Genomic DNA, 11,467 nt, shown 5'->3' with positions numbered 1-11,467 from the left:
TATGGAACCGAAGAAAATTGAACGAATCAATGAACTGGCCAAAAAGAAAAAGACAGTTGGGCTGACACCGGAGGAAAAAGTAGAACAAGCTAAACTACGTGAAGAATATATCGAAGGCTATCGTCGTAGTCTTCGTCATCACATCGAAGGGATTAAAATTGTGGATGAAGAAGGCAACGATATCACGCCAGAAAAACTCCGTCAGGTTCAAAGAGAAAAAGGTCTACATGGCAGAAGTTTAGACGACCCAAATTCCTAATGAAGACAACAAAAAATCGCTGAGAGATACTCTCGACGATTTTTTATTTATCTATTTTGTAATATCTTCAAAATGATCAAATGTTTGACTGTCAATTACAGCCATTAATAGTTCATTCTGTTTAAAGATATAGTCAGGCGATGTATCAATATTGAGTACACCATCAGGAGTTTCTCTAAAACCAATGATGTTAAGCTTATGATTCTGACGAAGTTTTAATTGTGCTAAATTTTTACCAATCCAGGCCTGAGGTGGATAAAATTCAATAATAGAGACATTTTTATCTAATTCAATGACATCCGTCGTGGCTTGGTGCAAAATATTTTTAGCAAGCGAAATCCCGGTCTCACGCTCAGGGGAGATGCAGCGATCAGCTCCAACTTTTAGCAAGACTTTTCTGGTTGTCTTACTTTTCACCTTGGCAATCACCTTTTCAACGCCTAAAGATTTACAGTGCATGACGGCGAGGACGCTTGATTCTAAATTGTCTCCTGTAGCCACAACCACCGTATCACAAGTATCAATTCCTGCAGCCTGCAACAAATCGTGGTCTGTAATATCACCGACGACACCTCGCGCCAAAATCGGTTCAAAATGATTGATGACATCTTGGTGGTCATCGACAGCGATAATATCACAATTATATTTGCGGAGTGTGTTAATGATACTGCGACCAAAAACTCCTAGACCTAGTATGCCAATTGTTCGTTTATCCATAAAATCCTTCCTATCCAATAATAGTATTTGCATTAGCAAATTTAATTGTATCGTTTTTCTTCGGTTTTCGATTGGAGAGACTGACAATCAAGGTCAGTGGTCCAATTCGTCCGATAAACATCAAAAACATAATCACTGTTAAAGCAGCATGATTTAAAGTAGGTGTTAGATTGGCAGTCACGCCTACTGTTCCAAGAGCAGACATGGCTTCGAACATTAAGTAAATAAAACGATGCCCCTTATCAGCAACCATTGTCAAAAAAGTCAAACCAAGAATAAAGGTTGTGGTGAAGACAATTAAGACACTGAAGGCTTTTTGAATGGTAGAGGGAGAAAACGTATGATGCCCAAAATTAGTATGGGGCAAACCAAGAATTTCTGTTCTAGCAAAGGCTAACACAACCAAAAAAGTGGTAATTTTCAATCCTCCAGCCGTTCCTCCAGGAGCACCACCTAGAAACATTTGAATGATATAAAGAAGTAATGTAACTGGGCGAGCTTGTGTATAGTCAATCGTTGCAAAACCGGCTGTCCGCATGGTGACGGTTTGAAAGAAGCTGACTAACACCTTTTTTCCGAAAGGCAGCTGACCGATAGTAGCTGTATTTTGAAATTCAGTCAGAAATGTCAAACAAGTTCCACTGATTAAGATAATAGCTGTTAAAGCAAGAACTAATTTTGTATGAAAACGTAGTTTCCGTTTACGTCCTTTTGCTTGTATATTTGTTTTTAAGTCAAACCAGACTGAAAAACCTAAGCCGCCCATAATAATCAAGGCAGCGATGGTTAAATTAACTAAGGTATCTGTTTTATATGATAGCAAACTAGTACTACCTAAATTATCAAATCCAGCGTTACAGAAAGCAGAGATAGCAAGAAAAATTGAAGTTAGAAGTCCTTTTCCCCATCCTAAGAGAGGGACAAAACGAAAACTGAGAATCAAGGCTCCGAGTAATTCAATACTAAAAGTAATGAGAAAGATGGAGCGAAGGAAGTCGCGAATAGAATTTGTTTCATCTCGACTAAGACTTTCTTGCAAAGTAGTACGATTGGAAAAACTAAGTTTTTGATTGGAACGTACATAAATCAGCCCGATAAAGCTAATTAACCCTAAGCCTCCAATCTGAATGAGCAGCATACAGATAATCTGCCCCCAAATATTGTAAGTATCAGCGACTGCCTGTGTAAAAAGCCCAGTCACACAGACCATTGAAACTGAAGTAAATAAGTGGTCAAAATAATTAGCTTTGGAAGTCGCTATCTGCATAAAAGGCAGATTTAAAAGAAGAGATCCCACTACAATCACAAGGGCGAAACTCAATAAAATACGCCTAGCAGGAGATAATCTTGATAAAAAATGTGACATTCGTATCTTCTTTCATAGAAATAATGATTTTATTTTACCATAAAGACGTTTAAAAGACGAGAGGGAAGGCGCAAGAGTTTAGTTCTTCTTTAAAAGTTTTTGACCGAAAAAAATGCAAGAAGCAATCCCTGCCACATCTATCCAAAATAGCAATGCATCTGTCAAGGTGAAGAATAAGTAGAAAGCAATGACGAGAAGGATTGCTAAGAGAGGTAAGAGTATTTTTTTATATTGTTGAAGTTTCATTGAATTTACCCTTTCTTTTCTTAGAAGTGTTCTTGATTCCAAAAAAGTGTGTTTAGGTCTGTTTCCAAAGCTAGTGCTAGATGGATACAAAGATCTAGTGTGGGATTGCATTTATTGTTTTCAATCATGTTGATTGTTTGTCGCGAAACACCAATTTGTTTAGCAAGGTCTAGTTGCGAGAGGCCTAGATTTTTTCGACATTCTTTTACTTGATTCATGTGTTTCTCCTTAGCAAAGTGTCAAATATAAGCGACTTTTGTAGTTTCATTATAAGTATCTTTGTTTACCATGTCAAGTATCATTGACAAAAACTTTACATGATTCCAAAAGTCTTTTTTTAAATCTTTGTGGTATAATAGTAAAGATATGACAAATGAATTTCATCATGTAACAGTTCTTCTGCACGAAGCTATTGATCAACTTGGTATAAAGCCAAATGGTGTTTATGTTGATGCAACTTTAGGTGGAGCAGGGCATAGTGAATACCTTTTAAGTAAACTAGAGAAAAACGGTCATCTATATGCATTTGATCAAGATTGGACCGCTATTGAGCATGCTCGAAAACGTTTGGCATCGTACGTTGATCAAGGAATGGTGACCTTTATTAATGATAATTTTCGTCATTTAAAGGAGCGTTTGCATGAGCTAGGTGTTGAAGAAATTGATGGCATTTGTTATGATTTAGGGGTTTCTAGTCCGCAATTGGATGAGCGCAAGCGTGGGTTTTCCTATAAACAGGATGCTCCACTTGACATGCGGATGAATCAGGATGCAAAGTTGACGGCTTATGCAGTAGTCAATCAATACAGCTATCATGATTTGGTGCGGATTTTCTTCAAGTACGGAGAAGATAAATTTTCAAAGCAAATTGCTCGGAAAATTGAGCAAATGCGTGAAAAGAAACCAATTGAGACCACTACGGAGTTAGCAGAGATTATCAAATCTGTTAAGCCTGCTAAGGAATTGAAAAAAAAGGGGCATCCTGCTAAACAGATTTTTCAAGCCATTCGCATCGAAGTTAATGATGAGTTGGGAGCGGCAGATGAGTCCATTCAACAAGCTATGGACTTGTTGGCGGTTGATGGGCGTATTTCGGTGATTACATTTCATTCGTTGGAAGATCGCTTAGCTAAGCAGCTTTTTAAAGTAGCCTCAACAGTAGAAGTACCAAAAGGCTTGCCGTTTATTCCAGAGGAATTACAGCCTAAAATGAAATTGGTCACTCGAAAACCTATTTTACCAAGTCAAGACGAATTAGATAAAAATAATCGATCACATTCAGCTAAGCTGCGTGTGGCACAAAAAGTACATAAGTGAGGATTGAGATGGCAACTAGAACAAGAACAACTGGCCAGATACTTCAGGCACGAATTCAAAAATTTTCTCGTGTTGAGAAAGCATTTTATGGAGCGATAGTCTTGACAGCGGTTATCTTAGCAACCAGTGTTGTCTTTATGCAAACAAAATTATTGCAAGTACAGCGCGATTTAACAACTGTCAATTCAAAAATCGAAGCAAAGCGCACAGAACTAGATGATGCTAAACAAGAAGTAAACGAATTGATTCGTAGTGAACGCTTATCAAAATTAGCGAGTTCGCAAGAAATGACTCAGAATAATGAAAATATCAGAACGGCGGAATAAAGCATGAATGGACTCAGAAGACGAATTTTAAATCATGCTTTGAAAAATCGGAGGCATCCTAGTTATAACCGTAGACGAGTAGGGAAAAGCCTAAGCGTTTTGACGGTTTTTGTCTTTTTTGTTTTCCTGATTAATTTTGCCATTATTATTGGAACAGGAAAGAAGTTTGGTGTAAATTTGGCTGAACAAGCAAGTAAAGTGCATCAAATAACACGGATTGTACCTGCAAAGCGTGGCACGATTTATGATCGTAATGGTTTACCGATAGCCGAAGATGCGACCTCTTATAATGTTTATGCAGTTATTGACAAGAAATATAAATCAGCAACTGGAGAGATTCTTTATGTAGAAGAATCTCAATATAACAAAGTAGCTGAAGTATTCAATAAATATCTCGGCATGAACAAGGATTATGTCAAGAAACAGCTATCTCGAAAAAAATTGCAACAAGTTTCGTTTGGTTCTCAAGGAAATGGAATCAGTTATAGTAATATGAACACCATTCGTGAAGAATTAAAAAAAGCGAAAGTAAAAGGTGTTGATTTTACTACCAGTCCGAATCGAAGTTATAAAAATGGAAATTTTGCTTCTGTATTTATTGGATTAGCACAGCTTCAGGAAAATAAAGATGGCAGCAAAATGCTTGTTGGTACGACAGGTTTAGAAGCTGCTTTAAACAAGACATTAGCTGGATCAAATGGTGTCATCACCTATGAAAAAGATAAAAATGGAAATATCGTACCGGGATCTGACAAGGTTTCAAGGAAAACACAAGATGGAAAAGATGTTTATACAACCCTATCATCAGATTTGCAGTCTTTTCTTGAAACACGTATGAATGCTTTTCTAGAAAAAGCGAAAGGGAGTTCTGCCAGTGCCACACTAGTGAGCGCAAAAACTGGAGAAATCCTTGCAACGACGCAACGTCCAAGTTTTGATGCTGATACGAAGCAAGATTTGACAAAAGATTTTGCTTGGTCTAGTGCTCTCTATCAGAATCAATATGAGCCAGGCTCAACGATGAAGGTCATGACGCTTGCTGCAGCAATAGATAACAAGACTTTTCCAGCAAATGAAACGTATAATAATAGCGGCTTACAAATTGCGGATGTAACAATTCGTGACTGGAATGTCAACATGGGGCTTTCTGAAGGTCAGACGTTGACCTATGCTCAAGGTTTTGCTCTGTCTAGTAACGTTGGAATGGCTTCCTTAGAGAAAAAAATGGGTGATGAAAAATGGTTAGATTACCTTAGCAAATTCAAATTTGGATTACCCACACGTTTTGGGATGAACTATGAAGATTATGGTGGCCTTCCAGCAGATAATATCGTAACTTATGCAATGAGCGCCTTTGGTCAAGGGATTTCGGTTACCCAAGCACAAATGTTACGTGCTTTTTCTTCCATAGCCAATGATGGTGTGATGGTTGAGCCGAAATTTATCAGTGCAATCTATGACTCGAAAAGTGGTCGTGCACGAAAGAGTTCTACAGAGATTGTAGGACGTCCTGTTTCAAAAGAGGCTGCCAAATCAACCAGAAACTATATGGTGAGTGTCGGCACGGATCCTATTTATGGAACCCTATATAGTAAGACAGAAGGCGGTCCTATTATCAAAGTGCCAAACCAAAATGTAGCGGTTAAATCAGGTACAGCACAAATTGCAGGAGAGAACGGAAGTGGTTATTTGACAGGTGCAAATGATTATATCTATTCTGTTGTAGCCATGACACCTGCTGAAAATCCTGATTTCATCATGTATGTAACTCTGAAGCAACCTTCAGAATCTTTCCAACCTATTTTCTGGAAAGAAGTGGTTAACCCTGTATTGGAAGAGGCTGCAGCGATGAAAGATACGCTGAACTTGACGACACAATCTCCCGTTCTAAAATCTGTTTCAAAAGAATTGACTTATAAAATGCCTTCCGCTAAGAATACTAGTCCTGGTGATTTGGCTGATGAATTGCGACGCAACCTTGTGCAACCTATTGTTCTAGGAACTGGTAAGAATATTAAGAAAATTTCTGTGAAAACAGATGAAGTCCTGAAATCCAATCAGCAAATTCTTATCCTAACTGATGATTTTACGGAAATGCCTGATATGTATGGCTGGACGAAGAAGAATGCTACAATATTTGGCAAATGGTTAGGTATAAAAGTGCATATCAAAGGAAAAGGCTCGAAAGTTGTAGCTCAAAGTGTCAAGACCAATGCATCACTCAAAAAAATAAAAGAAATAACAATTACTTTAGGAGATTAGCATGTTACAAGCTATCATTGCAGGTATTGTGACTTTTATTCTAACTTTAGTTGGGATACCTGCATTTATTCGTTTTTATCACAAAGCTCATATTTCTGGACAACAAATGCACGAAGATGTGAAACAGCACCAAGCAAAAGCTGGAACGCCTACTATGGGAGGAACTGTATTTTTGGTAGCCTCTGTTTTATCTAGTTTTGTGATAGCTCTCATTTCTAAAGAACTTTCAAGTGCTGCCTTGATGATACTATTTATTCTGGTTTTGTATGGTATCGTTGGTTTCTTGGATGATTTTTTAAAGGTTTTTCGTAAAATAAATGAAGGTTTAAATCCCAAGCAGAAACTAGCCCTTCAAATTATTGGTGGCATTGTTTTTTACTTCTTTTTTGATACCCACGGTGGGGGAGATTTACTCAATGTTTTTGGTTTCCCACTTCATTTAGGCTATCTTTATATTGCTTTTACTCTCTTTTGGCTGGTTGGCTTTTCCAACGCCGTCAATTTGACAGATGGCATTGATGGATTGGCCAGTATTTCTGTTACAATCAGTTTAGCAGCTTATGCAGTCATTGCGACAGTTCAACATCGTTTTGATATTTTAATTGTTATTTTGAGTATGATTGGTGGCCTGCTTGCGTTCTTTATTTTCAATCATAAACCAGCCAAGATTTTTATGGGAGATGTAGGAAGTTTGGCTCTTGGTGGTATGTTAGCAGCAATTTCGATAGCACTTCACCAAGAATGGACGCTTCTTATCATTGGGATTGTTTATGTCTTTGAGACAACTTCAGTTATGATGCAGGTTTCTTATTTCAAGTTGACTGGAGGCAAACGGATTTTTCGGATGACACCAGTTCATCATCATTTTGAACTGGGTGGCTTATCAGGTCATGGGCAAGCTTGGAGTGAATGGAAAGTTGATTTCTTTTTCTGGGGAATCGGACTTGCGGCTAGTTTACTAACCATTGCGATTTTATATTTATAAGAGAAGTAACTCATTTTAAAGAATTTTTTCTTTAAGATGAGTTTTTTTATGGAATGTTTGCAAAAATTTTCTAAAAATTCGTAAATTTTCTTGAAATTATATGAAAATAGTGTATAATAGGTTCAATATTTAGTTGAAGGAAGTTGGTGATTATTACTTTTTAACGAAGAAAATGTTTTATTTTTTACTACCTAAGAATGTTTATTCGGTTTGGGTTTTAAGATGAAAATGAGGATGTTTATTTTTATTCATTACTTAGCTTATTTTTAGAAAATAGTGTATATAAAAGACTGTCTTTTGAATAAATAACCCATCTTTCTTAAGCAAGACCTTTACTTTTTGAAAACATTTCGGTATAATATGCAATGTAATAAGATGTGACATTAGAGGAGGTTTTATCTATGAAATCATCAAAATGGATTATTGCAACGGGAGTTGTACTAAGTGCTGGAATTTTATTGGCTGGTTGTGGCAAGTCAAGCTCTAGCACATCGACATATTCATATGTGTATACACAAGACTCAGATACGCTGAATTATTTGATGGCGAATCGAGCAACAACATCAGATGTTGTTACCAATTTAGTTGATGGATTATTAGAAAATGACCGATACGGGAACTTAGTTCCAGCACTCGCTAAGTCATGGACAGTCTCCAAAGATGGTTTGACGTATACGTATAAATTACGTAAAGACGCGAAATGGTACACATCAGAAGGCGAAGAGTACGCAGGTGTAAAAGCACAAGACTTTGTAACTGGTTTGAAATATGCTGCAGATAACAAATCCGAAGCTCTTTACCTTGTACAAGACTCTGTCAAAGGATTAGATGCGTATATCAAAGGGGAGACAAAAGATTTTTCAAAAGTAGGTGTAAAAGCTATTGATGATTATACAGTACAGTATACTCTGAGTCGTGCAGAAACTTATTGGAATTCAAAAACAACCAATAACATCCTCTTCCCAGTCAATGCAGCCTTCTTAAAATCCCAAGGAAAGAATTTTGGTTCTGTAAAACCGAGTAGCATTCTTTACAACGGTCCATATCTGCTGAAGTCTTTGACGGCTAAATCCTCTATGGAATTTGCAAAAAATCCTCATTATTATGACAAAAAGAATGTTCATTTAGACAATATAAAGTTGACATATTATGATGGATCGGACCAAGAAGCGCTTATTCGAAACTTTACTGAGGGTGCTTATAGTGCAGCTCGTCTTTATCCAAATAGTTCTAGTTTTGCTTCTGTTAAGAAACAGTATAATAACAATATCATCTATAGTTTACAAGATGCGACCAGTTACTATTATAACTTTAACTTAAATCGTCAGTCTTATCACCATACATCTAAGAAAACAGATGCTCAAAAAACTGCAACACAGGAAGCAGTACTCAATAAAGCATTTCGTCAAGCAATCAATTTCGCCTACAATCGAATGTCTTATGGTGCGCAAAGCAATGGGAAAGATGGAGCGACAAAAGTATTGCGGAATACACTTGTTCCACCAACGTTTATTTCAATTGGTGATAAAACATTTGGGGATCTCGTATCTTCCAAATTGGTGAAGTACGGTTCAGAATGGTCTGATATGAATTTGGCTGATGCACAGGATGCTTACTACAATCCAGCAAAGGCAAAAGCAAAATTTGCACAAGCAAAAGCAGAGTTGCAAGCTAAAGGAGTTCAGTTCCCAATTCATTTGGATGTACCGGCTGATCAGACAAGTAAAATTGGCGTTCAATGGGAAAGTTCTATGAAACAATCCGTTGAGTCTGTTTTAGGAAAAGAGAATGTTGTCATTGATATTCAACAAATGAGTTCAGATGAACTGAACAACATTGGCTACTTTGCTAATACTGCTGCTCAAAAAGATTATGATTTATACAATGGCGGATGGTCAGGGGACTATCAAGATCCATCAACTTATCTAGATACCTTGAATACAAAAAATGGTGGTAGTTTGAAGAACTTTGGCTTGGAACCTGGTCAAGAGAACGATAAGATAAAAACTGTTGGTTTGGATACCTATACTACAATGCTTGAGGAAGCAAATGCTGAAACCAATGAGACGAAGCGTTATGAGAAATATGCTGAAGCGCAGGCGTGGTTAATTGATAGTGGGTTGACAATGCCAAATCTTTCTCTTGGAGGAACACCATCTGTGACAAAGACAGTTCCGTTTAGCCGTTCATATTCTCTAGTAGGAATTAAGGGTGGTTCAAGCAACTACTTTAAATATGTTAAGTTGCAAGATAAAATTGTGACGACCAAAGAATACGAAAGTGCTAAAAAGAAATGGCTGAAAGAAAAAGAAGCTTCTAATAAAAAAGCACAAGATAACTATGAAAATCATGTAAAATAAGTACAAGAAATTTCTATGGCTACTAAGTTTCATAGAAATTTCTTTTTGTACGAAATGGACTATCATTCAAGTTCTTTTTAATAATGTTACCTAACATAAACATTTAGGATTGTTGATTGGATGCTTCACTTTTTTCAAAAATTTTCTTGACAAGCCTTAGCTGTCCTGTTATATTAGTAAAGTATTCAATCGCGGGGATGGTGGAATTGGCAGACGCGCAGGACTAAGGATCCTGTGACCGCTTTAGGTCGTGATGGTTCAAGTCCCTCTCTCCGCATGAGATAAGCTGGTTTTGGTCAGAGAGGAACTGAGGGTAAAATTCAGGCAATCCTCTATGCGCGTGAGCAGGATGTGCCTATGTTGGGCATTTGCTTGGGTATGCAGTTAACCTGTGTCGAATTCGCCCATCACGTCCTAGGCCTGGCAGATGCCAGCTCAGCGGAGCTTAATCCAGACACATCGTATCCAATCATTGACCTCATGCGTGATCAGATTGATGTCGAAGACTTGGGTGGAACGCTGAGACTGGGGCTCTATCCTTCTAAACTTAAGCGCAATTCTAAAGTAGCGGCAGATTATGACTATCAAGAAATCGTGCAACGTCGTCATCGCCATCGCTATGAGTTTAACAATGCTTTCCGCGAGCAGTTTGAGGCAGCCGGATTTGTATTTTCTGGAGTTTTACCAGACAATCGCTTGGTCGAAATAGTGGAAATCCCAGAAAACAAATTCTTTGTGGCCTGTCAGTATCACCCAGATCTTTCCAGCTGCCCGAACCGACCTGAAGGTCTTTATACGGCCTTTGTCACAGCAGTGGAAGAGCCAGGAGAGATAGACTTGCTTTTTCTAGGATAAGCGATTTTTTTAGAGAAATGTTATAATGAAAAACAAAAGGAGGGAAGAAGATGTTTCTAAACATTTTAGCTAGTATTCGTACTAATAATTTTCAAGACGAGCATTGTATAGAAAAAATCCAAGCTCTCTGGCAGGAACAAGAGGGGGCTGTGAAAGAAGCTTTTGCCCAAGGGGAACCAGTCTATGCTGTCTATCATGATTATGCTAGTGATTACAAAGGAGACTACAGTCTCTCCATCTGCCGTTTGACAGATGGGGAACTCTATGATTTTGATACCTCTGAGCAGACCTATCAAGTGTTTGAAGCGGATAAGGAGGATTCTCAAGCGGTTCTTCATGCTTGGCAGAGGATTTGGCAGGCAGAAGAAACAGGTGAGCTTCATCGGGACTACACTATTGACTTTGAAAAATACGATCCTGACCAAACTGTGGCTGTCTTTGTTGCGACTCAGAAGCACTGAGTTTTCTGTGTTCCTGTCTTAGTTTTATTTTCGCTTAGATTTCCCAGTCTTGCTGCTTGAGTAGAAAGTTGATTTTTTGAAATAAAGTCAAAATTTTCTTGACAAGCCTTAGCTGTCCTGTTATACTAGTAAAGTACTCAATCGCGGGGATGGCGGAATTGGCAGACGCGCAGGACTAAGGATCCTGTGACCGCTTTAGGTCGTGAGGGTTCAAGTCCCTCTCTCCGCATGAGATAAGCTGGCTTCGGTCAGTTTTTTTGTTTTATCATTTTGAACTGTGAGGCAGGAAATTTTGTTTTATAAGAGAAAACGC

The 11,467-nt window shown here is 38.0% G+C and carries 11 protein-coding genes, 2 tRNA genes and 1 pseudogene; 10 read left to right on the top strand and 4 right to left on the bottom strand.

The genetic code is table 11. The features are described 5' to 3' along the window. Position 1: 1 nt before the first annotated feature. Positions 2–259 (top strand): DUF896 family protein, encoded by a 258-nt coding sequence (locus PCY10_RS05620; protein ID WP_003073805.1) that lies wholly within the window; start codon positions 2–4, stop codon positions 257–259. Positions 260–310: 51 nt separating this feature from the next. On the opposite strand, the gene PCY10_RS05615 is transcribed toward PCY10_RS05620, so the two are convergent. From PCY10_RS05615 to PCY10_RS05600, 4 genes are all read right to left on the bottom strand, one after another. After that, on the bottom strand, positions 311–976 hold the full coding sequence (locus tag PCY10_RS05615) for a TrkA family potassium uptake protein (protein WP_003073803.1): 666 nt from the start codon (positions 974–976) through the stop codon (positions 311–313). Positions 977–986: 10 nt separating this feature from the next. Next, complete coding sequence (locus PCY10_RS05610; protein WP_003078274.1) at positions 987–2,342, bottom strand: TrkH family potassium uptake protein; 1,356 nt, start codon at positions 2,340–2,342, stop codon at positions 987–989. A gap of 78 nt (positions 2,343–2,420) precedes the next feature. Continuing rightward, positions 2,421–2,588, bottom strand: coding sequence for a hypothetical protein (locus PCY10_RS05605; protein WP_021003106.1), 168 nt, complete (start codon positions 2,586–2,588; stop codon positions 2,421–2,423). A gap of 20 nt (positions 2,589–2,608) precedes the next feature. Beyond that, entirely contained in the window at positions 2,609–2,806 is a 198-nt protein-coding gene (locus PCY10_RS05600; RefSeq protein WP_003073800.1) for a helix-turn-helix transcriptional regulator, read from the bottom strand. A gap of 148 nt (positions 2,807–2,954) precedes the next feature. Between PCY10_RS05600 and rsmH the strand changes: the two genes are divergently transcribed. From rsmH to PCY10_RS05555, 9 genes and pseudogenes are all read left to right on the top strand, one after another. Continuing rightward, entirely contained in the window at positions 2,955–3,905 is a 951-nt protein-coding gene (gene rsmH, locus PCY10_RS05595) for a 16S rRNA (cytosine(1402)-N(4))-methyltransferase RsmH (protein WP_021003104.1), read from the top strand. An 8-nt stretch (positions 3,906–3,913) separates the two neighbouring features. Then, on the top strand, positions 3,914–4,231 hold the full coding sequence (gene ftsL, locus PCY10_RS05590) for a cell division protein FtsL (RefSeq protein ID WP_003070323.1): 318 nt from the start codon (positions 3,914–3,916) through the stop codon (positions 4,229–4,231). Between the two features lie 3 nt (positions 4,232–4,234). Continuing rightward, a complete protein-coding gene (gene pbp2X, locus PCY10_RS05585; RefSeq protein ID WP_020999023.1) occupies positions 4,235–6,493 on the top strand; it encodes a penicillin-binding protein PBP2X in 2,259 nt (752 codons plus the stop codon). Between the two features lies 1 nt (position 6,494). Beyond that, positions 6,495–7,478: a phospho-N-acetylmuramoyl-pentapeptide-transferase gene (gene mraY / locus PCY10_RS05580; protein ID WP_003078417.1), complete on the top strand. Its 984-nt coding sequence runs from the start codon at positions 6,495–6,497 to the stop codon at positions 7,476–7,478. A gap of 401 nt (positions 7,479–7,879) precedes the next feature. Beyond that, entirely contained in the window at positions 7,880–9,838 is a 1,959-nt protein-coding gene (locus tag PCY10_RS05575) for a peptide ABC transporter substrate-binding protein (RefSeq protein WP_021003103.1), read from the top strand. Positions 9,839–10,029: 191 nt separating this feature from the next. Next, positions 10,030–10,115: transfer RNA gene (locus PCY10_RS05570), tRNA-Leu, on the top strand. An 11-nt stretch (positions 10,116–10,126) separates the two neighbouring features. Beyond that, positions 10,127–10,693, top strand: a pseudogene (locus PCY10_RS05565) (gamma-glutamyl-gamma-aminobutyrate hydrolase family protein); the annotation flags it as partial. A 50-nt stretch (positions 10,694–10,743) separates the two neighbouring features. After that, complete coding sequence (locus PCY10_RS05560; RefSeq protein ID WP_003073787.1) at positions 10,744–11,154, top strand: effector binding domain-containing protein; 411 nt, start codon at positions 10,744–10,746, stop codon at positions 11,152–11,154. Positions 11,155–11,297: 143 nt separating this feature from the next. Beyond that, positions 11,298–11,383, top strand: a tRNA-Leu gene (locus PCY10_RS05555). The last annotated feature ends 84 nt before the right edge of the window (positions 11,384–11,467 follow it).

The organism is Streptococcus sp. SI1, from assembly GCF_030439945.1.
In the GTDB taxonomy this organism is placed as follows: Bacteria; Bacillota; Bacilli; order Lactobacillales; family Streptococcaceae; genus Streptococcus; species Streptococcus intermedius.
The sequence above is the reverse complement of the archived record's forward strand: the minus strand, read 5'-3'. Positions and strand labels throughout refer to the sequence as shown.